The sequence below is a fragment of the Cellulomonas endometrii genome, from assembly GCF_949769265.1.
In the GTDB taxonomy this organism is placed as follows: Bacteria; Actinomycetota; Actinomycetes; order Actinomycetales; family Cellulomonadaceae; genus Cellulomonas; species Cellulomonas endometrii.
The window spans coordinates 46,499-67,853 of sequence record NZ_CATKPC010000010.1; the positions used below are offsets into that span (position 1 = coordinate 46,499).

At 75.0% G+C, this 21,355-nt stretch carries 22 protein-coding genes; 12 read left to right on the top strand and 10 right to left on the bottom strand.

Annotation, left to right across the window (positions count from 1 at the left end):
- Positions 1 to 168: 168 nt before the first annotated feature.
- The 4 genes from QNH85_RS12025 (at position 169) to QNH85_RS12040 (ending at position 4,144) form a co-directional block, all read left to right on the top strand.
- Positions 169 to 1,323 carry a cystathionine gamma-synthase gene (locus QNH85_RS12025; RefSeq protein WP_428830402.1) on the top strand — a complete coding sequence of 385 codons (1,155 nt, stop codon included), beginning with the start codon at positions 169 to 171 and terminating at the stop codon, positions 1,321 to 1,323.
- Positions 1,320 to 2,591 carry an AI-2E family transporter gene (locus tag QNH85_RS12030; protein ID WP_346016317.1) on the top strand — a complete coding sequence of 424 codons (1,272 nt, stop codon included), beginning with the start codon at positions 1,320 to 1,322 and terminating at the stop codon, positions 2,589 to 2,591. Before QNH85_RS12025 ends, QNH85_RS12030 begins: the two co-directional genes overlap by 4 nt.
- An 11-nt stretch (positions 2,592 to 2,602) precedes the next feature.
- Positions 2,603 to 3,805, top strand: a complete 1,203-nt coding sequence (gene ilvA / locus QNH85_RS12035; RefSeq protein ID WP_282946784.1) for a threonine ammonia-lyase — start codon at positions 2,603 to 2,605, stop codon at positions 3,803 to 3,805.
- Between the two features lie 99 nt (positions 3,806 to 3,904).
- A complete protein-coding gene (locus QNH85_RS12040; protein ID WP_282946786.1) occupies positions 3,905 to 4,144 on the top strand; it encodes a hypothetical protein in 240 nt (79 codons plus the stop codon).
- A 93-nt stretch (positions 4,145 to 4,237) separates the two neighbouring features.
- Here the strand turns inward: QNH85_RS12040 and greA are convergent, their stop codons facing one another.
- Together greA and QNH85_RS12050 are read right to left on the bottom strand one after the other, a co-directional pair.
- A complete protein-coding gene (gene greA / locus QNH85_RS12045) occupies positions 4,238 to 4,726 on the bottom strand; it encodes a transcription elongation factor GreA (protein WP_213282484.1) in 489 nt (162 codons plus the stop codon).
- Positions 4,727 to 4,991: 265 nt separating this feature from the next.
- Positions 4,992 to 5,414, bottom strand: a complete 423-nt coding sequence (locus tag QNH85_RS12050) for a DUF4307 domain-containing protein (RefSeq protein WP_282946788.1) — start codon at positions 5,412 to 5,414, stop codon at positions 4,992 to 4,994.
- Positions 5,415 to 5,590: 176 nt separating this feature from the next.
- On the opposite strand from QNH85_RS12050, the gene mca reads away from it, so the two are divergent.
- The 3 genes from mca to QNH85_RS12065 are packed head-to-tail and all read left to right on the top strand — an operon-like array spanning position 5,591 to position 7,634.
- Positions 5,591 to 6,448 carry a mycothiol conjugate amidase Mca gene (gene mca / locus QNH85_RS12055; RefSeq protein WP_282946891.1) on the top strand — a complete coding sequence of 286 codons (858 nt, stop codon included), beginning with the start codon at positions 5,591 to 5,593 and terminating at the stop codon, positions 6,446 to 6,448.
- Positions 6,445 to 6,810, top strand: coding sequence for a hypothetical protein (locus QNH85_RS12060; protein WP_282946790.1), 366 nt, complete (start codon positions 6,445 to 6,447; stop codon positions 6,808 to 6,810). The genes mca and QNH85_RS12060 overlap by 4 nt, the downstream gene beginning before the upstream one ends.
- Positions 6,807 to 7,634 (top strand): carbon-nitrogen hydrolase family protein, encoded by an 828-nt coding sequence (locus QNH85_RS12065; RefSeq protein WP_282946792.1) that lies wholly within the window; start codon positions 6,807 to 6,809, stop codon positions 7,632 to 7,634. Before QNH85_RS12060 ends, QNH85_RS12065 begins: the two co-directional genes overlap by 4 nt.
- 22 nt (positions 7,635 to 7,656) lie before the next feature.
- Here the strand turns inward: QNH85_RS12065 and trhA are convergent, their stop codons facing one another.
- Entirely contained in the window at positions 7,657 to 8,328 is a 672-nt protein-coding gene (gene trhA, locus QNH85_RS12070) for a PAQR family membrane homeostasis protein TrhA (protein WP_282946794.1), read from the bottom strand.
- Between the two features lie 198 nt (positions 8,329 to 8,526).
- Here trhA and QNH85_RS12075 point away from each other — a divergent pair, with 198 nt between their 5' ends.
- Both QNH85_RS12075 and phoH2 read left to right on the top strand, forming a co-directional pair.
- Positions 8,527 to 9,288 (top strand): isoprenyl transferase, encoded by a 762-nt coding sequence (locus QNH85_RS12075; RefSeq protein ID WP_282946796.1) that lies wholly within the window; start codon positions 8,527 to 8,529, stop codon positions 9,286 to 9,288.
- Between the two features lie 299 nt (positions 9,289 to 9,587).
- Positions 9,588 to 10,934, top strand: a complete 1,347-nt coding sequence (gene phoH2 / locus QNH85_RS12080; RefSeq protein ID WP_428830398.1) for an RNA 5'-3' helicase PhoH2 — start codon at positions 9,588 to 9,590, stop codon at positions 10,932 to 10,934.
- A 64-nt stretch (positions 10,935 to 10,998) separates the two neighbouring features.
- On the opposite strand, the gene QNH85_RS12085 is transcribed toward phoH2, so the two are convergent.
- Genes QNH85_RS12085 through QNH85_RS12105 form a run of 5 tightly spaced genes read right to left on the bottom strand, consistent with a single transcriptional unit; the run spans position 10,999 to position 14,848 of the window.
- Positions 10,999 to 11,826: a hypothetical protein gene (locus QNH85_RS12085; RefSeq protein ID WP_282946798.1), complete on the bottom strand. Its 828-nt coding sequence runs from the start codon at positions 11,824 to 11,826 to the stop codon at positions 10,999 to 11,001.
- A complete protein-coding gene (locus tag QNH85_RS12090) occupies positions 11,813 to 13,048 on the bottom strand; it encodes a hypothetical protein (RefSeq protein WP_282946800.1) in 1,236 nt (411 codons plus the stop codon). Before QNH85_RS12090 ends, QNH85_RS12085 begins: the two co-directional genes overlap by 14 nt.
- An 8-nt stretch (positions 13,049 to 13,056) precedes the next feature.
- Entirely contained in the window at positions 13,057 to 13,344 is a 288-nt protein-coding gene (locus tag QNH85_RS12095) for a hypothetical protein (protein WP_282946801.1), read from the bottom strand.
- Positions 13,341 to 13,631, bottom strand: coding sequence for an SAV_915 family protein (locus QNH85_RS12100; protein WP_282946802.1), 291 nt, complete (start codon positions 13,629 to 13,631; stop codon positions 13,341 to 13,343). Before QNH85_RS12100 ends, QNH85_RS12095 begins: the two co-directional genes overlap by 4 nt.
- Positions 13,632 to 13,663: 32 nt before the next feature.
- The gene (locus tag QNH85_RS12105) at positions 13,664 to 14,848 is read right to left on the bottom strand and encodes an FUSC family protein (RefSeq protein ID WP_282946803.1); all 1,185 of its coding nucleotides are present in this window, start codon (positions 14,846 to 14,848) and stop codon (positions 13,664 to 13,666) included.
- Between the two features lie 73 nt (positions 14,849 to 14,921).
- Here QNH85_RS12105 and QNH85_RS12110 point away from each other — a divergent pair, with 73 nt between their 5' ends.
- Together QNH85_RS12110 and QNH85_RS12115 are read left to right on the top strand one after the other, a co-directional pair.
- Positions 14,922 to 15,425 carry a MarR family winged helix-turn-helix transcriptional regulator gene (locus QNH85_RS12110; RefSeq protein WP_282946804.1) on the top strand — a complete coding sequence of 168 codons (504 nt, stop codon included), beginning with the start codon at positions 14,922 to 14,924 and terminating at the stop codon, positions 15,423 to 15,425.
- 189 nt (positions 15,426 to 15,614) lie between these two features.
- Complete coding sequence (locus QNH85_RS12115; RefSeq protein ID WP_282946805.1) at positions 15,615 to 17,651, top strand: methyl-accepting chemotaxis protein; 2,037 nt, start codon at positions 15,615 to 15,617, stop codon at positions 17,649 to 17,651.
- A gap of 92 nt (positions 17,652 to 17,743) precedes the next feature.
- Here QNH85_RS12115 and QNH85_RS12120 read toward each other — a convergent pair whose 3' ends face one another.
- Entirely contained in the window at positions 17,744 to 19,156 is a 1,413-nt protein-coding gene (locus QNH85_RS12120; RefSeq protein ID WP_282946806.1) for a class II fumarate hydratase, read from the bottom strand.
- A 16-nt stretch (positions 19,157 to 19,172) separates the two neighbouring features.
- Positions 19,173 to 19,838 (bottom strand): carbonic anhydrase, encoded by a 666-nt coding sequence (locus QNH85_RS12125; protein ID WP_282946807.1) that lies wholly within the window; start codon positions 19,836 to 19,838, stop codon positions 19,173 to 19,175.
- A gap of 175 nt (positions 19,839 to 20,013) precedes the next feature.
- Between QNH85_RS12125 and QNH85_RS12130 the strand changes: the two genes are divergently transcribed.
- Positions 20,014 to 21,303 carry a sugar ABC transporter substrate-binding protein gene (locus QNH85_RS12130; RefSeq protein WP_282946894.1) on the top strand — a complete coding sequence of 430 codons (1,290 nt, stop codon included), beginning with the start codon at positions 20,014 to 20,016 and terminating at the stop codon, positions 21,301 to 21,303.
- Positions 21,304 to 21,355: the final 52 nt, after the last annotated feature.

Consider the following 21,355-nt stretch of genomic DNA (forward strand, 5'->3'; position numbering starts at 1 on the left):
GACGCACTCAACCGCCCTGCGTGCCCGCGTGTTCCCGTGGGCGCCAGCGCCTAGCCTGAGCAGGTGAGCGACGACCAGGACAGCACCCCGACCCTTCCCGCCTCCGGCGACCTCGGCGAGCACGTCGACCTCGACGACTGGTCGGACGCCGGGTTCGCGACCCGCGCCATCCACGCCGGCCAGGAGCCCGACCGGGAGACCGGCGCCGTCGTCACCCCGATCTACCAGGTGTCGACGTACAAGCAGGACGGCGTCGGCGGCCTGCGCAGCGGCTACGAGTACTCCCGCTCGGGCAACCCGACGCGGTCGGCGCTCGAGGAGGCGCTGCGCGCGGCCGAGGGCGGCGGCGCGGGGTTCGCCTTCGCGTCCGGCCTGGCGGCGGAGGACACCCTGCTGCGGGCCGTGCTGCGCCCGGGCGACCACGTGGTCGTCCCGAACGACGCGTACGGCGGCACGTACCGCCTCATCGCGCGCGTGTTCGGGCCCTGGGGCGTCGAGCACACGCCCGTGAACCTGTCGGACGCCGACGCGGTGCTCGCCGCGATCCGCCCGGGGCAGACCAAGCTCGTGTGGGTGGAGACGCCCACGAACCCGCTGCTCGGCGTCTCCGACATCGCCGCGCTGTCGGCGCACGCCCGGGCGGCCGGGGCGGTGCTCGTCGTCGACAACACGTTCGCGACGCCGTACCTGCAGCAGCCGATCGCGCTCGGCGCGGACGTGGTCGTGCACTCCACCACCAAGTACATCGGCGGGCACTCGGACGTGGTCGGCGGGGCGCTGGTCGTCGCCGACGGCGCGCAGCTCCCCGTCGGGCTGGAGGGGCCGACGGGCACCTCGGCGCTCGCGGACGCCGTCGCCTTCCACCAGAACGCGTCCGGCGCCGTCGCCGGGCCGTTCGACTCCTGGCTCACGCTGCGCGGGCTCAAGACCCTCGCGGTGCGGATGGACCGGCACAGCGCGAACGCCGCGGCCGTCGCGCGGTTCCTCGTCGAGCGCGAGGACGTCGGCGACGTCATCTACCCGGGCCTGGAGCAGCACCCCGACCACGAGGTCGCCGCGCGCCAGATGTCCGGGTTCGGCGGCATGGTGTCGTTCCGTGCCGGGAGCGCCGAGCGCGCCGCGCAGGTGTGCGCCCGGACGCGCGTGTTCACGCTCGCGGAGTCGCTCGGCGGTGTCGAGTCGCTGATCGAGCTGCCCGCCCGGATGACGCACGGGTCGGTCGTGGGCACCGACCTGGAGGTCCCGGACGACCTGGTGCGCCTGTCCGTCGGCATCGAGGACGAGGCGGACCTGATCGCCGACCTCACGCGGGCGCTGGCGTGACGACGCCGGGCCGCGGCTGGCGCGCGCTGACGCGGGCGCGGGCGGGAGGGCCGGCCGCCACCGACACCGCCCCGCCGCCGGTGCTGCACGAGGGGGACCTCACGACGGGCGCGACCCCCCGGGGCTGGACGGCCGAGCAGTCCGTGACCCCCTCGATGCGGGCCGCGGCGGCCTGGTCCTGGCGCTTCCTGCTCATCGTGGCGGCGGCCGCCGTCGCGCTGTGGATCGTCGGCTACTTCAAGGTCATCGTCGTGGCGGTCGCCGTCGCGCTGCTGCTCACCGTGCTGCTGATGCCGTTCGCGAGCTGGCTGCGCCGGGTGGCCCGGTTCCCGCGCGGAGCCGCGGCGATCTCCTCCGTGCTGCTGCTCCTCGCCGTGGTCACGGGCCTGGTGGTGCTCGCCGGCCGGTCGATCGCGGCCGGGTTCGGCGACCTGTCGGAGCAGGCGTCCGCGGGCTTCGACGAGGCGCTGGCCTGGCTGTCGGACGGCCCGCTGCAGCTGAGCACCGACCAGCTGGACCAGCTCGTGGAGCAGGGCCGCGATCAGGTCAGCCAGAACGCGGACTCGCTGGTCTCCGGCGCGCTGTCCCTCACGACCACCGTCGGCCACGTCGCCGCGGGCACCCTGATCACGCTGTTCTGCACGTTCTTCTTCCTGCTCGACGGCCGGACCATCTGGACGTGGCTGGTCGGGCTGCTGCCGCTGTCCGTGCGCGAGCGGGTGCACCAGGCCGGCCGGCGCGGCATCGTCACGCTGTCCGGCTACACCCGGACGCAGATCCTCGTGGCGCTCGTGGACGCGACCGGCATCGGGCTCGGCGCCGCGATCCTGCAGGTGCCGCTCGCCGTGCCGCTGGCGACGCTCGTGTTCGTCGGCTCGTTCATCCCGATCGTCGGGGCCATCGCCACCGGGATCGTCGCCGTGCTGGTGGCGCTCGTCGCCCAGGGGCCGGTCGTCGCGCTCATCATGCTGGGCGTGGTGCTGCTGGTGCAGCAGATCGAGGGGCACCTGCTGCAGCCGCTGCTCATGGGGCACGCGGTGTCGCTGCACCCGGTCGCCGTCCTGCTGGTCGTCACCGCGGGGTCCATGGCCGCGGGCATCGTCGGCGCCCTGTTCGCGGTGCCGATCGCCGCGACCCTCAACACCGTGGTGCTCTACCTGCACGGACACGACAAGTTCCCGCAGCTCGGCACGCAGGACCACGTGGAGCTGCGGCCGCCCGGGCTCTTCTCGCGGCGGGGTGCGGGCGGGTCGGACGCCCGGCGGTGAAGGATACGCAGGTGACCTACCTCGACGACGCCCGCGCCGCCGCACGACTGCTCGACGGGGTGGCCACGCGCACCCCCGTCGAGACCTCCCGCGCGCTGTCCCAGATCGCCGGCACCCCGGTGCTGCTCAAGTGCGAGAACCTGCAGCGCGCCGGCTCCTTCAAGATCCGCGGCGCGTACGTGCGGATGGCCCGGCTCTCCGCGCAGGAGAAGGCGCTGGGGGTCGTCGCCGCGAGCGCGGGCAACCACGCCCAGGGCGTCGCGCTCGCCGCGCAGCTGCTCGGCATCGACGCCGTCGTCTACATGCCGGTCGACGCGGCCCTGCCCAAGATCGCCGCGACGCGCGAGTACGGCGCCGAGGTGCGGCAGCACGGGACCAGCGTCGACGAGGCGCTGGTCGCGGCCCGCGCCGAGGCGGAGCGCACCGGGCGGGTGCTGATCCACCCCTTCGACCACGAGGACATCGTGGCCGGGCAGGGCACCCTGGCCCTGGAGGTCCTCGAGCAGGTCCCGGACGTGCGCACGATCGTCGTCCCGCTGGGCGGCGGCGGGCTGGCGGCCGGCATCCAGGCCGTCGTCGCGGAGCTCGCCCCGCACGTGCGGGTCATCGGCGTGCAGGCGGCGCGTGCGGCCGCCTACCCGGCGTCGCTCGTCGCGGGCCAGCCGGTCCGCGCCCCGGAGCTGCACACGATGGCGGACGGCATCGCGGTCGGCACCCCCGGCGTCGTGCCGTTCGGCGTCCTGCAGCAGCACGGGTGCGAGGTGCGCACCGTGTCGGAGGAGGACCTGTCACGCGCCCTGCTGCTCGTCGCCGAGCGCGCCAAGCTGCTGGTGGAGCCCTCGGGCGCCGCGGGGGTCGCCGCCGTGATGGCCGCTCCGGGCGAGCTCGAGGGGCCGGTCGTCGTCGTGCTCTCCGGCGGGAACATCGACCCGCTGGTGCTGCTGCGCGTCGTCCGGCACGGGCTCGCCGTCTCCGGGCGGTACCTGCAGCTGAGGGTGCGGGTGCACGACACCCCGGGAGCCCTGGCCGGGCTGCTGCGCGAGCTCGCGGGCGCGGGCGGGAACGTCATGCACGTGTCGCACGTGCGCACCGGCGTGGACCTGGAGATCGACGAGGTCGAGATCGAGGTCCAGGTCGAGACGAAGGGGCCGGACCACTGCGCCCGGCTGCTGCAGCACCTGCGGGACGAGGGCTTCCGGCTCGCGGAGCACTGAGCCGTCTCGACCAGCACCGGGCCGGCATCATCCGCGGCCCGCGGGTGTTGTGCTGGACGTGCGGGCCACCGTGCCCGCCCGAGGACCGGGAGGACGACCATGACCACGGCGCAGACGACGACCGGGCTGACGGCCACCGAGCAGCCGACCACCGAGCCGGCAGCGGGCGGGGTCGACGTGCTCGACCCGCGCACGATGATCGAGGTCGGGGTGCTGCTCGCGAACGGGCGGCTGGCCGGGCGGCGCTTCGCCTCCCGCGCGGAGGCCGAGGCGTGGGCCCGGCCCGAGGAGGGCGACCAGGTCGTCGAGTACAACCTCGTCTGCGAGTGCGCCGTCTGAGCGGCGCCCGCCCGTCCGGCGCGCGAGGCCGGGCACGCGAGAGGGCCCCGTCCGTGGCGGACGGGGCCCTCTCGCGTGCGCGGTGCGCCGGGCTCAGCCGGTGAACGGCGTCGCGCCCTTGATCTCCACCGGGATCTCGCGGCCGTTCGGCGCGGTGTAGGCGACCGTGTCGCCGACCTTGCGGCCGTTGATCGAGGCGCCGAGCGGCGACGTCGGGGAGAAGACCTCGATGTCGGCGCTGCCGGCGATCTCGCGGGACCCGAGCAGGAACACCATCTCGTCGCCCGCGACCACGGCGGTCACGACCATGCCGGGCTCGACGACGCCGTCGTCCGGCGGCGTGCCGATCTGCACGTTGCGGAGCTTCTCCTTCAGCTCGCGGATGCGGGCCTCCTGCTTCGCCTGCTCCTCGCGCGCCGCGTGGTAGCCGCCGTTCTCCTTGAGGTCGCCCTCGTCACGCGCGGCGGCGATGCGCTCGGTGACCTCGGCGCGTCCCGGGCCCTCGAGGTGCTCGAGCTCCGCCTTGAGCCGGTCGTAGGCCTCCTGCGTCAGCCAGGTGGCGGCCTGCGTCGTGTCGGTCACGTCCACTCCTTCCCTGCGTGTTGTCGTACGCCGTCGCCGGCGCGTCCACTCTCGTCCGGACCCGGTCAGGCGTGCAGCGAGGCGCGAGTGCGTGAACGGGTTGCGCCGTATCCCTCGCGGTCGCGTCGACCTGCGGCGACGTCGGGCGACGTCGGTCCGGGGCGGCGTATGAATCGGCAAGCATAGCAACGCCGGGGTGCTGCCGGCCCGGCGGCGGGCCGTCGCGGTGTCGTCGCGGCGCCGCGGCGGCGTCGCCGTCGCCCGATCAGGCGACCTCGCAGTGCTCCACGACGGCCGAGACGGCCTCCTCCGCGGTGGGGATCGTGGTGGTCACGCGCTGGGTGCCGGTCCCGGCGGGGCCGACGGTGACGTCCTGCACGCCCACCTCGGCGTACCGGTCGGACAGCGCCTGCACGCGGCACGTCACGGTGGCGTCCGGGTCCTTGGTGACGTCGAAGGTCATCTCGGTCTGCGTCGAACCGTCGACGCGGAAGCCGACCTCCTCCCAGCGCACCGGGGTGCGGGCCTGGCCGATGCCGATCCAGACGGCGACCGCGACGCCGAGCACCGCCAGCACGACCAGGCCGACGCGCGCGGCCCGCCGCCGGCCGGGGGTGGTCGCGGGCCCGTACCGCCCGGCGGGCGGCCCGGGGTGGCCGGGTCCCGTGGAGGTCGAGGGTGCGGTCACGCGGTGCTCCAGGTGCTCGGCCGGCGCCGGTGGCGCGCGGTGTCGGTGGGCTGAGGGATCATTGTCTCCCGTCGGCTCCCCACCGGCGACGAGCGCACGGGTGCGGGAGCGCACGAGCGTGACCAGGGCGACGAGGGAAGGACCACGAGGACACCGTGACCGAGCAGCTGCGCCTGATGGCCGTGCACGCGCATCCGGACGACGAGTCGAGCAAGGGCGCGGCGACGACCGCCCGCTACGCGGCCGAGGGCGTGGACGTCCTCGTCGTCACGTGCACCGGAGGCGAGCGCGGCGACGTCCTCAACCCCCACCACCCGCCGGTCGAGGGCGGCATCGAGGCGATGCGCGCCGTGCGCCGCACCGAGATGGCGCAGGCCGCCGCGGCCCTGGGGGTCCGGCAGCACTGGCTGGGCTTCGTCGACTCCGGGCTGCCCGAGGGCGACCCGCTGCCGCCGCTGCCGGACGGCTGCTTCGCGCTGCAGCCGCTGGAGGAGGCGTCGCGGCCCCTGGTGGAGCTCGTGCGCCAGTTCCGGCCGCACGTGATCACGACGTACGACCCGACCGGCGGCTACCCGCACCCGGACCACATCATGTGCCACCGCGTCGCCTTCGAGGCGTTCCACGCGGCGGGCGACCCGGAGCGGTACCGCGGCGCGGGCGACCCCTGGACGCCGCTCAAGCTCTACTACAACCACGGGTTCTCGATGGCCCGGATCCGGGCGGCGCACGAGGCGATGACGGAGCGCGGGCTGGAGTCCCCGTTCGGCGAGTGGGTCGAGTCCCGCGCCGCGCGCGAGATCCCGGAGCGCGAGGTCACGACGCTGATCCCGGTCGACGGGTACTTCGACGCCCGCGACGCCGCCCTGCGGGCGCACGCGACGCAGATCGACCCCGAGGGGTTCTTCTTCGCCATGCCGCGGGACCTGGAGTTCGAGGTGTGGCCGACCGAGGAGTACGAGCTCGCGGAGTCCCGCGTGCCGACGACGATCCCCGAGGACGACCTGTTCGCCGGGGTGCGGGAGGTGCTCGCGTGACCGGGACGCTGGAGGCCGTCGGCCAGGGGGCGGCGGTCGCGCACGGCGCGCTGCTGCAGGCGGTCGGGGGGCTCGCGGGTGCGGCGGAGCCGTCGCCGTCGCCGAGCACCGTGGAGGTGCCGTCGGCCGACCAGACCTCGCCCGGCCTGCTGGGCTTCCTCGTGACGTTCGGCGTCGCGGTCGCCGTGATCCTGCTCGCGTTCTCGCTGGTGCGGCACCTGCGGGTGGTCGACCGCAACGCCCGGCGGCTCGAGGACGATCCGGACGGGTCCGCACCGCGCCCGGGTGCGGCGACGGGTGACGCGACGCCCCCCACGGACGGGCCGGGGGAGTCCGGCACGCCGCCGCGGGACCGTCCGTGAGCGGCACCGCCCCGCCCGTGCGGCCCGCCGTGCGCGTGACCGTCGGGCAGCTGCGCGTCAGCGAGGACCACGCCGCCAACCGCGAGGTGGTCCGGCGCGCGTTCGACACCGCCGCGCGGGCGCGGGCGGACGTGCTGGTGCTGCCCGAGTACGCGTCGGGCTTCGACCCGCGGGGCACCGGCGTGGAGCACGCGGAGCCCCTCGACGGCCCGTTCGTCTCGCTGCTGCGGGAGTCCGCGGCGCGGCACGGGGTCGCCGCGGTGGCCGGGACCACGCTGCCCGGCGCCGACCCCGGGCGGGCCGTCAACGCCGTGGTGGCGGTCGCCGCGGACGGCGAGCTGGCCGGCGTCTACCGCAAGGTGCACCTGTACGACGCGTTCGGGCACCGCGAGTCCGACCGGCTCGAGGCCGGCCCGGCCGACGCGGCGCCGCTGACGCTCGACGTCGCGGGCGTGCGCCTCGGGGTGCTCACCTGCTACGACCTGCGGTTCCCCGAGTCGGCGCGCCGGGCGGTCGACGCCGGCGCGGACGTGCTGGTCGTCCCGGCGGCGTGGGCGGCGGGGCCGCTGAAGGACCTGCACTGGCGCACCCTCGCCGTGGCGCGGGCGATCGAGAACACCGCGGTCGTCGTCGCGGTCGGCCAGGCCGGCCCGGGCGTCACGGGGCGGTCGCTGGTCGTCGGCCCGGACGGCGTCGTGGGCCTGGAGCTCGGCGAGGAGCCGGAGCTGCGCACGGTCGACCTCGACCCCGAGGCGCTCGCCGGCGTCCGGGAGCGGAACCCGTCGCTGCGCCACCGCCGGTACCGGGTGGTCCCGGCGGTCTGACCCGCTCCGCGCGGGACGGGGGTCAGCCGAGGACGGCGATCGCGGCCGCGGCGTAGTGGCAGCCCCACCCGACGACCGTCAGCAGGTGGAACACCTCGTGGAACCCGAACCACCGCGGGCTCGGGTTCGGGCGCTTCAGGCCGTACACCAGCGCGCCCAGCGTGTACGCGAGCCCCCCGACGGCGACGAGCCACACGACCGCCGCCCCGCCGTTGTCCGCGCGCCCGAAGGCCGGCAGGAACCACACGGCCACCCAGCCCAGGGCGATGTACACCGGCACGTAGACCCAGCGCGGGGCGCCGAGCCAGAAGATCCGCGCGAGCATCCCGACCACGGCGCCCGACCACACGATGATCAGCAGCGTCCGGGCGGTGGCGGCCGGCAGCAGGGCCACCGCGAGCGGCGTGTAGGTCCCGGCGATCACCAGGAAGATGTTCGTGTGGTCCAGGCGGCGCAGGACGCCGGCGACCCGCGGGGACCAGGTGCCGCGGTGGTACACCGCGCTGACGCCGAACAGCAGCATCGCGGCGGCGCCGAACACGGCGCTGGCGATCGTCAGCGGCGCGGTGGGCGCGAGCGCCACGAGGACGACCGACGCGACGGTGGCGACGGGGAACATGCCCGCGTGGATCCAGCCGCGCAGCCGCGGCTTGACGGCGTCGGCGACCTGCTCGGCGGTCTCGGCGACCTTCACTGCGGGGCCTTCCTCTCGGGGGGCGGCGGACGCCTGGGATCCTAACCTACGAGTGCGTAGGTTACGGAGCCGTAGGTCGGGGCGTCGCCCGTGGTCCTGCACGAATCCTCCCCCTCACCACCCTCCCGGCGCACCGTGGCGCGGGCGGGCGTGCCGGTAGCGTGAGCACCGCCGTCCGCCACCCGCTGAAGGAGTCCCGTGCGTCTGCCCCACCCGTTGTACGGGTTGTACGAGCGGCGGCTCGCCGCGTCGCTGCCCCGGGACCGGGTCCCGCGGCACATCGGGGTCATCCTGGACGGCAACCGGCGCTGGGCGCGCCAGCTGGGCGAGACGACCGCGACCGGGCACCGGCGCGGCGCGGACCGGATCTCCGACCTGCTGCTGTGGAGCGAGGAGGTCGGCGTCGAGGTCGTGACGCTGTGGATGCTGTCGACCGACAACCTCGGCCGCGAGGCCGCGGAGCTCGAGGCCCTGCTCGGCATCATCGAGGACGCGGTGCGCGAGCTCGCGGCCACCCGGCGCTGGCGGGTCCAGGCGGTGGGGTCGCTCGACCTGCTGCCCGAGCGCACCGCGCAGGCCCTGCGCGACGCCGAGTCCGCCACGTCCGACGTCGAGGGGCTGCACGTCAACGTCGCGATCGGGTACGGCGGCCGGCGGGAGATCGCCGACGCGGTGCGCTCGTACCTGACGGAGCGCGCGGCCGACGGGGCCTCGCTGGAGGACATCGCGGCGACGTTCGACGTCGAGCACATCGCCGACCACCTCTACACCAAGGGCCAGCCGGACCCCGACCTGGTCATCCGGACCTCCGGCGAGCAGCGCCTCGGCGGCTTCATGCTCTGGCAGTCGGTGCACTCCGAGTACTACTTCTGCGAGGCGTACTGGCCGGACTTCCGCCGCGTGGACTTCCTGCGCGCGGTGCGCGACTACGCCGCCCGGGAGCGCCGCCGCGGGCAGTGACGGCCGCCCCCGGCGACGGGCGCGGGTCCGGCGGGTGAACATCATGTTGCGTGACGTGCGACACACCCGGGTCGTGCGCGGGAGTGTCGGACGTGCGGCGTAGCGTCCCTCGCAACGGACGGCACCAGTCGTCCCCGGGAGGCCAGCCCTATGGAGCACGCGCTCCGGGGGGAGGGCCGGTCGTGGCCCTTCGTCCGGGCCGGCCGCCCTCGTCCCCATCCCGAGTGCCGCAGGAGCCCGTCGTGGCTCGGCACCCCGGGCCCGAGTCGGCGCTGACGCAGCGCCGGAGGGAGCCTGCCGTGGTCAGCAAGCTGGGATCCGCCACCGCCTCGACCGACCAGCCGGAGGGGCGCCGGACGCACGTCCTCGACACCTCCGTCCTCCTGTCGGACCCCAAGGCGATCCTGCGGTTCGCCGAGCACGACGTGGTGCTGCCCGTCGTGGTGATCACCGAGCTGGAGGGCAAGCGGCACCACGCCGAGCTGGGGTTCTTCGCCCGCTCCGCGCTGCGCCTGCTCGACGACCTGCGCATCCAGCACGGCGGGCTCGACGCGCCGCTGCCGATCGGCGACCAGGGCGGGACGCTGCGGGTCGAGCTCAACCACACCGACCCGGCCGTGCTGCCCGCCGGGTTCCGGCTCGGTGACAACGACACCCGGATCCTCGCCTGCGCCGCGAACCTGGCGGCCGAGGGGCACGACGTCACCGTGGTCTCCAAGGACCTGCCGATGCGGATCAAGGCGTCGGCGATCGGCCTGCGCGCCGAGGAGTACCGGCACGAGCTCGCCGTCGACTCCGGCTGGACCGGGATGGACGCGCTCGACCTGACCGAGCAGGAGATGGCGGACCTGTGGGAGCACGACGCGATCGCGCTCGCCGACCTCCCGGACGCGCCGGAGCTGCCGTGCCACACGGGCCTGGTCATGCACAGCCCGCGCGGGTCGGCGCTCGGCCGCGTGACGTCGGACAAGCACGTCCAGGTGGTCCGGGGCGACCAGGACGTGTTCGGCCTGCACGGCCGCAGCGCCGAGCAGCGGATCGCGATCGACCTGCTGCTGGACGAGCAGGTCGGCATCGTCTCGCTCGGGGGCCGGGCGGGCACCGGGAAGTCGGCGCTCGCGCTGTGCGCGGGGCTCGAGGCCGTCCTGGAGCGCCGGCAGCACCGCAAGGTGATGGTGTTCCGGCCGCTGTACGCCGTCGGCGGCCAGGAGCTCGGCTACCTGCCCGGCAGCGAGTCCGAGAAGATGAACCCCTGGGCGCAGGCGGTCTTCGACACCCTCGGCGCGGTGGTCAGCCGCGAGGTGGTCGAGGAGATCATCGACCGCGACCTGCTGGAGGTCCTGCCGCTCACGCACATCCGCGGGCGGTCGCTGCACGACGCGTTCGTCATCGTGGACGAGGCGCAGTCCCTGGAGCGGAACGTCCTGCTGACCGTGCTGTCCCGGATCGGCCAGAGCTCACGCGTGGTGCTGACCCACGACGTCGCCCAGCGGGACAACCTGCGGGTCGGTCGGCACGACGGCATCGCCGCCGTGATCGAGGCGCTCAAGGGCCACCCGCTGTTCGCGCACGTCACGCTGACCCGCTCGGAGCGGTCGCCCGTCGCGGCGCTCGTCACGGAGATGCTGGAGGGTATCGACCTCTGACGCCGGCCGTCGTTCCCCTCCCGGCGGCACCACGCGCAGGAGGGGAACGACTGCGCCCTGCGGGTCAGCGGAAGGCGCTCGGCGGTCCCGCCACACGACGACGGCCGGTCTCGGTCGCCAGCTCCGCCCGGGCCGCGGGTGTGCGCCGGTAGTGCGCGATGGCCTCGATCACGTGCTCGGGCTCCACCGTGAACGCCGGGCCGGGCACGTCGATCCACGGGCGCGGCGGGGTGCGTGCCCACAGGATCCGCGGCCGGCGACGGAACCGCCACGACGCGGCGTCGTCGACGCCGACGACGCGGATCACCCACCACTGGTTGTCCCGCTCCCGCGCGATGCCACGCACGTCGTCCCAGTCGAGCCAGGCGTCGCCATCAGGGCCGGCCGCGCCGATGCCTCGCGGGGCGAGCACCAGTCGAACGGGCCGGGTCGCCTCGATGATCCGGTCGGGGAGGAACGGAGCCACCGGCACCACGAAGACCAACGCGATCCACCAGCCGGGGTTGCCGTCGGCGGCGAGCACAGCGGTGAGCGCGAGCCCCGCTGCCACCACGACGCACCCGACAAGCAACGGCTGGCGCTGGAACGTCCGACGCCACGCCATGACGACCGCCGGCTCGCCGTCCACGGTCGTCAGCGTCACCTTGCGCTCGTCCGGCGGAGGCACGTGCAGGTAGTTGCGGTGGAAGCTGATGCCGACGACCAGCCAGACCACGCCGGCCACGGCCGCGGCGGCGGCGACGCCCGCGCTCCACGGCCGCTCGTCGGCGGGCTGCACCGCGATCAGAGCCGTCACGACCAGGAGCGCGGTCGCGAAGACCAGGTTGAGCACCACGACGGACCAGTGCAGCGCGCGCCCCGCGCCGGGGGCCCGCTCGTCAGAAGATCGCATCCCACGCGTCCTTGATCCCGCCGCCGACGGCGCCCGCGGCGTCCCCGATCATGCTGCCGGCGTCGGTGAAGGTCGACGTCATCTCGTCCCAGCCATCAGCGATCGCGTTGCCGACGTCGCCGATGCTGTCCACGCCGTTCTCCCACATCGAGTCGATCGCCCCGGAGGTGATCAGCCCGACCACGGTGCCCGCGGCGGCACCGACGACGCCGCCCACGATCGTGCCGCCCACCGGCACGATGCTGCCGATACCGGCGCCGATGGCCGCGCCCGCCCCGATGGAGGCGGCGAATCCGACACCGTTGGACACGGCGGCCTGCGCGGGCGACTCGCCGTTCTGGATGTCGTCGTAGATCGAGTACCCGGTGGCGACGACCCCGAGGGCGAGCAGCCCGCGGGACAGCCGCGCCGCGACCTCCGGAGAGCGGACCTGGCCACCGAGTCGCGCGGCATCGTCGGCGTGCTGCGTACCCGTGTCCAGCAGGTCGTAGAAGTGCCCGCGCGTGGTGGTGATCCGGCCGTCCGGACCCGTGACCGCGCGGACGTGCGCGTCGTACGCAGCCGCGGAATCCAGGTGGAACGCCCGCAGCTGCGCGGCGTTGAACGCCACCGCCCCCCGCGCCGCCGCGGAGACGCCGTTGCTCATCAGGTCGGTGAACACGCTCGTCACGTTGCCGCGGTTCTGCGACCAGGTCGCCGCCGCGGACTCGACAGCCGCTTCCCAGCGCTCCTGCGCGGACGCCGCGAGCTCGGTGATCTCCTGCCACACCGCGACCAGCGCGTCGTAGGCCTGGATCGCCGCGACACCCTGCTGGTACGCCTGCGCCTGCGCGGCGGTCGCGTCGACGGGCAGCGCCGCGACGTCAGGCGGTGGATCGCCCGGACCGTGCACGACCGTACCGACGACGCGGAGCCCGCCAGAGGCGGCCCGTTCTCGCACCGTCTCCATGTCGGCCTGGCTCAGCTCGAGCGCCGACGCGAGCGACTCCAGCTCGCGCCCGGTCGCGGACGCCGCCGACGACACGGTGCTGCCACCGCCGGCCAGGGTCGACAGTCGCCCGCGCATGCCCTCCGCGCCTTCACCGTCCCAGATCTCGGGGACGCGCCGGTACTGCTGATACACGTCGTCGTCCAGGTCCGCGCCCGCGGCGCTCACGGTGTCGAGCAGCCACGCCGCGACCTCGCGGATACTGGCCGGCGAGCCCTCGATCCGCGTCTCCATCGCTTCGCTCATCCGAGGCTGCCCGCGAGCACGTCGAGGTTGGCCGAGGTGATCGCGTCGGTCGCGTCGTAGTCCGCGACGCACGCGTCTGCGACGTCGCCGATGTGGTGCGCCTCGTACGTGAGGTACGAGGCAGCCTCACCCATGGTGCTCAGCACACTCGCGAGCAGGCCCGCGGCCACTCCCGCGTCCGTGGCCGACGGCGGCGTCGCGAACGCCCCGTCCAAGCGGGTGCCTGCGGAGCGCAGCGCCTCCGCGACACCGGCGAGAGCCGCCGTGTCGACGTGCGTGCTCACTGCAGTGCGCTCTCGCGCTCGTTCTCCGGCACCATCAGGTCCAGCAGCACCAGGTCGAACGGAGCCGCGTCGTGGAGCACCTGCAGCCGGGCGGTCGGCAGCACGAACCACGGCTGGTCCTCGCCGCAGCACGTCTTGAGCCGGTCCAGCGCGGAGTACACGAGCAGCGCGGTGCGCCCGTCCTTCGTCGTCCGGATCCGCACGTCCAGGTCCGCGGGGTCCACGACCTCCCGCACGCACGGGATGTACAGGATCGGCGGGTAGTCGGGGGGCATCGGACGGCTCACGCGTTCCTCCAGGGGGGCAGGTGACCTGGACCCTAACAAGGACCGTTCTGCCGTGCGGCGAGAACCGTCGGGTCGTGGGATGGAGCAGACGCGGGGTGCTGGCGGGCGTCGGGTCCGTCAGTCCTGTCAGTCGCCGACCGGGCGGCAGCCGGTCCCGCGGGCTCCGGCCGGGCCGCCGCGACCGCGACCACGAGGCCGACGACGGCGCCGACCGCGGTGTCCAGCGCGCGATCGAGCGCGAGCGCCGTGGGGTCGAGCGGCGCGCCGATCGAGGTCATGAGCAGCGCCATCGGCGTGATGGTCAGCATCGCGACGCCGTAGTGCCGGGCGACCACGAGCTCGGTGACGGTCTGCAGCACGACGACGAGCACCGCGACCGCGACGAAGTCCAGGTGCGCGCCCAGCAGCGGCAGCGCGACGAGCGCACCGCACGCCGTGCCGGCCGCGCGCTGCAGCGCCCGGACGCCCATGTGCCGCACGTGCGCGCCCTGCAGCACGGCGGCGGCGCCCATGACGGCCCAGGCCGGGTGCCCCCAGCCGGCCCAGGTCGCGACCGTCGACGCGACGGCGGCCGCGGCGGCGACCGTGATCGCCGGGCCGAGCGCCGCGCCGCCCGCCGTGCCCGCACGCACGACGTCCCGGACCCGCGGGGCCGGGGGGACCGGCCGCCCGCGCAGCAGGTCGGCCGCGGCGCCGGCGTTGCACACCAGCAGCGCGACCAGCAGCCCGGTCGCGACGGCCGCCGCCCGCGCGGCCACGTCCCCCGCTCCGGACGTGGCGGCGGTGCCCGCTCCCGCGGCGAACACGACGATGGTCGCCGCGGGTGGCCCGGTGCGCAGGGCGGCGGCGCCGGCGGTCGCCGCGCTCGCGACGACGGTCAGGGCCGCCAGCACGAGGACGACGGGCGCGTCCGCGAGGGCGGACATGAGGGCGACGGTCCCGGTCAGCGCCGCGCCGACGAGCGCCATCAGCCGGACGCGCCAGGCGTAGCCCGCGGAGCGCCCGTACAGCGACGCGAGCGCGCCGATCGCCGCGTAGCCGGCGAGGTCCTGCCGGCCCGCGGCCGCGACGACCAGCAGCGCCAGCGCGACGCTGGCCCCGCAGCGCAGCGCCCCGCCGAGGGCGTCGCGGGTGCTCGGTCCGCCCCGGTGCGGGCGGAGGGCGGCGCGCAGCTGCTCGGGATGGAGCAGGGCGGCGAGGAGGGTCAGTCGGTGCACCGGTCGCATCCTACCGAAAGACGTTCACGCGTGAAACAGATGTGAACGACTTCACGCCACTAGGGTGGCGCCCGTGGACAGCGTGGACCGCCTCCGGGCGGAGTGGGAGCGCGAGGCGCCGGAGCTCGACGTCCGGCCGATCGCGGTGGCCGGCCGGATCACCCGCATCGCGGCGCTGCTGGCCCAGCAGTCGGAGTCCGCGCTCGCGACGGCCGGGCTCACCCGGGGGGAGTTCGACCTGCTGTGCGCGCTGCGCCGGGCAGGCCGCCCGCTGCGCGCGAGCGAGGTGTCCACCATCACCGCGGCGTCCGGGGCGGCGATCACGAAGCGCGCCGAGATCCTGGTCCGCGCCGGGCTCGTCGCCCGCGGCATCCCGCACCGCGACCGGCGCGGCGTGCTGCTCGAGCTCACCGAGGAGGGCCGCGCCACCGTCGACCGGCTCATGCCCGAGCACCTCGCCCGGGAGTCCGCGGCGCTCGACGGGCTGACCACCGCCGAGTCGGAGCGGCTCGCGGTGCTGCTGTCCCGGGTGCTCGTGCGGGTCGAGGGCGCGCCGGGGGGTCCGCCGGCCGGGTGAATCCGGGCGGGGTGGTGCTTCGAGCCGCTCAAGGGGGCGGGGGGCGCGGCGAATGGCCACCGCATCAGGGTCGGCCCCGGAGGGGGCCCGGCGCCGCGCCGCCCGGCCCCGGGGCTCCCCTGGCCCCTGCCCCGCCTGCGCACCAGCCTGCGCGCCCAGCTCGTCGCCACCGGTGCCGGCGCCGTCGCCGTGACCGCCGCCCTGCTCACCGCGGTCGGCGGCTGGCAGGTCTCGGGCCTGGCGGAGGACGCCGGGGACGACGTGGACCGGCTCACCACCGCGTCGATGGTGCAGACCACGCAGCAGGCCGTCACCCTCGTGACCACGCAGGTCGCCACGGTGACCGACCGGATGGCCTCCGACCTGCGCGTCGCCCAGCAGACGCTCGCGCAGGCCGGGCCCGTCACGTTCGGCGCCCCGGAGCACTGGACCGTCACCGACCAGACGACCGGCGCGACGCGCGAGGTCGACCTCCCGCAGCTGCAGGTCGGCGGCACCTGGCTCGGCCGCACCACCGACCCCGCGACGGTGGTGCCCGTCGTCGACGAGATCAGCACGCTGCTCGGCGCCTCCGTCACCGTGTTCCAGCGCGTCGACGAGGGGGGCGACATGCTCCGCGTCGCCACGAGCGTCACGAACGCCGACGGCAACCGCGTCATCGGCACCGCCATCGGCGCCACCGCCCCGGACGGCACCCCGAACGCCGTCGTCGCGTCGCTGCTGGCGGGCGAGGCGTACTACGGCACCGCGCAGGTCGTCGGGCAGCCGTTCGTCACCGCGTACGCGCCGCTCGTCGTGGCGGACCAGGTGGTGGGCGCCCTGTTCGTGGGCGTCCCGCAGAGCGAGGTCGACGCGCCGCTGCGGGCCGCGCTCGCCGAGGTCACCGTCGGTCAGGAGGGCTACCTGACGGTCGCGGACGCGGACGGCGGCTGGGTCGTGCCGCCCCCGGGGGCGGCCGCGGGTGACGCCGCGGGGTCGGTCGACGCCGACGGTGACGCCTACGCCGCGCGCCTGGTCGAGGCCGCCGCGGAGCTTCCCGCGGGCGACACGACCGCCGAGCGGGTCGACCTCGGGGACGCCGGCGCCGCCACGGTCCAGCTCGCCCGGTACGCGCCGTGGGGCTGGACGGTCGCCGCGTGGGGCTTCGACGCGGACCTGCGCGCCGTGTCCACCGAGCTGGAGGCCGGCGCCGGGACGCTGGTGGTGACGCTGCTCGTCGTCGGGCTCGTGGTGGCCGTCCTGGCCGTGGCCCTCGTCGTGTGGATCTCCGGCCGGGTCGTCGGCCGCGTCGGGCGCCTCACGACCGCCCTGCGCCGCGTGGCCGACCGGGACCTCTCCGTCGAGGTCCGGGGCGAGGGGCGCGACGAGATCGGCGTCATGGGGTCGGCGCTGGGCGAGGCGATCGACGCGATGCGCGCCGCGCTGACCCGCATGCAGCGGGGCGCGGAGGCGGTCCGCAGCACCGCCGGCCGGCTCGACGGGTCCTCCGGCACGCTCGAGGAGGCCGCCGGCCGCACCGTGTCCCGCGCGGAGGGCGCCGCGGGCTCCGCGTCCGTGGTGAGCACCGAGGTGCAGACCGTCACCGCGGCGATGACCGAGATGCGCGCGTCCATCGAGTCGGTCGCGCAGGACGTCACCGCGGCGTCCGGCGAGGCCGCGCAGGCCGTCGGCATCACGGCCGAGGCCGCGTCCGCCGCCGACCGGCTCGCCGCCTCGACGTCGCAGATCGCCGCGGTGCTCGACACGGTGACGACCATCGCCGGCCAGACCCACCTGCTCGCGCTGAACGCCAGCATCGAGGCCGCCCGCGCCGGTTCCGCCGGTGCCGGGTTCGCGGTGGTCGCCGGCGAGGTGAAGGACCTCGCGCAGCAGACGTCCAGCGCGATCGGCACCATCGCGCCGGTCCTGGAGGCCGTCACCCGCGACGCCGCCGACGTGCAGGCCTCCGTCGGCCGGATCTCGACCGCCGTCACCACCGTCGACGAGCTGCAGGGCGCCGTGTCCGCGGTGGTCGAGGAGCAGAGCGCGACGACGTCGGAGATCGAGCGGAACCTGGTCGTCGCGGCCGAGAGCACCACCGACATCGCGGGCAGCGCGGCGGACGTGGCGCAGGCCGCCGGCCAGGCGTTCGACGGCGCCGCGGAGGTCCGGCAGGCCGTCGTCGACCTGGGCGACGTCGCGGCGGAGCTCGCCCGCGGCGCGGAGGAGTTCACGCTCGCGCGCTGAGCGCGGGTGGCGCTGAGTGGAAGGTTCGGACGGACTCGCCGTCGGCGTGTCCGTCCGAACCTTCCACCCGGGGTGGAGCGGGCCGAAGTCGGTCAGGCCTTCGGGCGGGTCATGCTCAGCAGGTCCAGCGCCTCGTCCAGCTGCGCCTCGGTGACCTCCCCGCGCTCCACGTAGCCGAGCGCGACGACGGCCTCTCGCACCGTGATGCCCTGGGCCACCGCGTGCTTGGCGATCTTCGCGGCGGCCTCGTAGCCGATCACGCGGTTGAGCGGCGTGACGATCGACGGCGAGGAGCCGGCGTACGCCCGCCCGCGCTCGACGTCGACCTCGATGCCGTCGACCGTGCGGTCGGCGAGCACCCGGCACGCGGCGGCGAGCAGCCGCTCGGACTCCAGCACGGCCTGGCCCATCACCGGGATCTGCACGTTCAGCTCGAAGGACCCGCTCGCACCCGCCCACGCGACCGTCGCGTCGTTGCCGACCACCCGCGCGGCCACCATGAGGACGGCCTCCGGGATCACCGGGTTCACCTTGCCGGGCATGATCGAGGAGCCCGGCTGCAGGTCGGGGATCCGGATCTCGCCCAGGCCGGTGTTCGGGCCCGAGCCCATCCAGCGCAGGTCGTTGCAGATCTTCGTGAGGCTGACGGCGATCGTCCGCAGCGCACCGGAGAGCTCGACCAGCCCGTCCCGGGCGCCCTGGGCCTCGAAGTGGTCGCGCGCCTCGGTCAGCGGCAGGCCGCTGTCCTCCGCGAGCAGGGCGATCACCCGCTGCGGGAAGCCTGCCGGGGTGTTGATGCCCGTGCCGACCGCGGTCCCGCCCAGCGGGACCTCCGCGACCCGGGGGAGCGCCGCCTGCACGCGCTCCACGCCCCGGCGGACGGCCGCGGCGTACCCGCCGAACTCCTGGCCGAACGTCACCGGCGTGGCGTCCATCAGGTGCGTGCGGCCGGACTTCACGTCGCCGGCGTGCTTCTCGGCCAGCCGCTCCAGCGACGCCGCGAGGTGCTCCAGCGCCGGCACCAGGTCGTTCACGGCGCCGTCGGTCGCCGCGACGTGCACGGAGGTCGGGAACACGTCGTTCGAGGACTGCGACGCGTTGACGTGGTCGTTCGGGTGCACGTCCGACCCGAGGGCCCGCGTCGCGAGCGTCGCGAGCACCTCGTTCATGTTCATGTTCGAGCTGGTGCCCGACCCGGTCTGGTAGACGTCCACCGGGAAGTGGGCGTCGTGCCGGCCCTCGGCGACCTCGTCCGCGGCGGCGGCGATCGCGTCCGCGACCGCGCCGTCCAGGATCCCCAGCTCGGCGTTGGCGCGCGCGGCGGCCTTCTTGATCCGGGCCAGCGCGGCGACGTGGCCTCGCTCCAGGGTCGTCCCGCTGATCGGGAAGTTCTCGACCGCGCGCTGCGTCTGGGCGCGGTACAGGGCGTCGGCCGGGACCCGGACCTCGCCCATCGTGTCGTGCTCGATCCGGTACTGGACGTCGTCGTCGGCGTGCTGGTTCATGCGCGGCATCCTGCCATCAGGCGCGGACCGGGGTCTCCCCGACGTCGCCGACCGCGCTCGTCAGGCGGGCCTGCCCGTCGGCCAGCGTGTACTCCACGCCGACGACCGCGCACCGGCCCTCCTCGATCGCCTCGGCGAGCGTCACCGAGTACGAGCGCAGCATGTCGACGGTGTGCCGCACGTGCTCGTGGCCGAGCTCGGCCGGGTCCACCGTCGACAGGTCCCGCGTGCGGCCGTCGGCGCCCGGGGCGTGCGCGAGCGACACGATCGACGGGATGACCCGGTCCACCACCGCGCGGACGAAGCCCCGCGGCAGCTCGCCCTTGGTCAGCGCGGCCGTCGCCGCCGCCACCGCGCCGCAGGAGTCATGACCCAGCACGACCACCAGCGACGCGCCGAGGATCTCGACGCCGTACTCGATGGAGCCGATCACGGTGGTGTCCAGGACGTGCCCGGCCGTCCGGACCACGAACACGTCGCCGAGGCCCTGGTCGAAGACGATCTCCGCCGCGACGCGGCTGTCCGAGCAGCCGAAGACCACCGCGAACGGGTGCTGCTCGGCCTGCACCTCGGCGCGCCGCTCGAAGCCCTGCGACGGGTGCTCCATGGCGCCGCTGACGAACCTCTCGTTCCCCTCGCGGAGCGCGGTCCATGCCTCGGCGGGGGTCGTGGGATGTGCCATGGCCACATCGTCGCACCGCCGCCGGGGTGCTCCGCCACCGCGTCCACGCAGGACCCGCGCGCGTCCGCTCCGGTGGCAGAGCCCGCCGGAGCGGTGTAGCCAAGGGTGTGGGAAACGTGAAGGACGAGGTCGGGGCGCTGGTCGCGGCCTCGTCGCGACGGAGGGAGCGGTGGCGGTGCGCAGACGGTCGACGATGATCGCCGGGGCGACGGTGCTCGCCCTGGGGGCGGGTCTCGGGGCGTGCGCGCCGGCCGACGACACCCCCGTCCTCACCTGGTACACGAACCCCGACGCCGGCGGGCAGGCGGCGCTCGCGCAGCAGTGCACCGAGGAGGCGGACGGCGCGTACCGGATCGAGGTCTCGGTCCTGCCGCGCGAGGCGAGCTCACAGCGCGAGCAGCTCGCCCGGCGCCTCGCCGCGTCGGACTCCTCCATCGACCTGATGAGCCTGGACCCGCCGTTCATCCCGGAGCTCGCGAACGCGGGGTTCCTCGCGCCCGTGCCGGACGACATCGCCGAGGAGGTCAGCCAGGACGTCGCCGAGGGCGCGCTTCAGGGCGCCTCGTGGGGCGACGAGCTGGTCACCGTGCCGTTCTGGGCGAACACCCAGCTGCTGTGGTTCAAGAAGTCGGTCGCCGAGGCGGCGGGGCTGGACATGACGCAGCCCGTGACCTGGGACCAGGTGATCGACGCCGCGCGCGACCAGGACCTGACGCTCGGGGTCCAGGGCATCAAGGCCGAGGCGTACACGGTGTGGATCAACGCGCTGGTCGAGTCCGCCGGGGGCCACGTCGTCGAGACGCCGGAGGCCGGTGCGGAGGACGTCGAGCTGGGGCTGGAGTCCGACGCCGGCAAGGAGGCCGCGCGGATCATCGGCGAGATCGGGGCCGACCGGCTCGGCGGGCCCGGGCTGCCGACGCAGGACGAGAACGCGTCGCTGTCGCAGTTCCAGGGGGACAGCGGGTCGTTCATGGTCAACTGGCCGTTCGTCTGGCCGGCCATGCAGGGCGCGGTCGAGGACGGGACGCTCGAGCAGGAGTTCCTGGACGACGTCGGCTGGGCCGTCTACCCGCAGGTCGTCGAGGGCGAGGACGCGGCGCCTCCCTACGGCGGGATCAACCTCGGCGTCGGGGCGTTCAGCAACCACGTCGACGAGGCGTACGAGGCGGCGGCGTGCATCGTGCGGCCCGAGAACCAGGCGGCGTACTTCGTCTCCGACGGCAACCCGCCGGCGAGCACCGTCGCGTACGACGACCACGAGGTGCAGGAGACGTTCCCGATGGCGGACGTCATCCGGCAGTCCCTGGAGCAGGCGGCGCCCCGCCCGCAGACGCCGTACTACAACGAGGTGTCGCAGGGCCTCCAGGAGACCTGGCACGCGCCGTCGTCGGTGGACCCCGACACGACGCCCGAGACGTCCACGAACTTCATCGTCGAGGTCCTGCGAGGGGAGCGGCTGCTATGACCTCACCCCACGACATCGCTCGCCACGCTCACGATCCCGCGGGGGCCCCGAG

Excerpts from the sequence above, each read along its gene's own strand:
- mca (WP_282946891.1), top strand. The coding sequence starts at position 5,591 with ATGGCCGTGCACGCGCATCCGGACGACGAGTCGAGCAAGGGCGCGGCG.
- QNH85_RS12040 (WP_282946786.1), top strand. The coding sequence starts at position 3,905 with ATGACCACGGCGCAGACGACGACCGGGCTGACGGCCACCGAGCAGCCG.
- QNH85_RS12085 (WP_282946798.1), bottom strand. The coding sequence starts at position 11,826 with ATGCGATCTTCTGACGAGCGGGCCCCCGGCGCGGGGCGCGCGCTGCAC.
- QNH85_RS12090 (WP_282946800.1), bottom strand. The coding sequence starts at position 13,048 with ATGGAGACGCGGATCGAGGGCTCGCCGGCCAGTATCCGCGAGGTCGCG.
- QNH85_RS12120 (WP_282946806.1), bottom strand. The coding sequence starts at position 19,156 with ATGAACCAGCACGCCGACGACGACGTCCAGTACCGGATCGAGCACGAC.
- QNH85_RS12125 (WP_282946807.1), bottom strand. The coding sequence starts at position 19,838 with ATGGCACATCCCACGACCCCCGCCGAGGCATGGACCGCGCTCCGCGAG.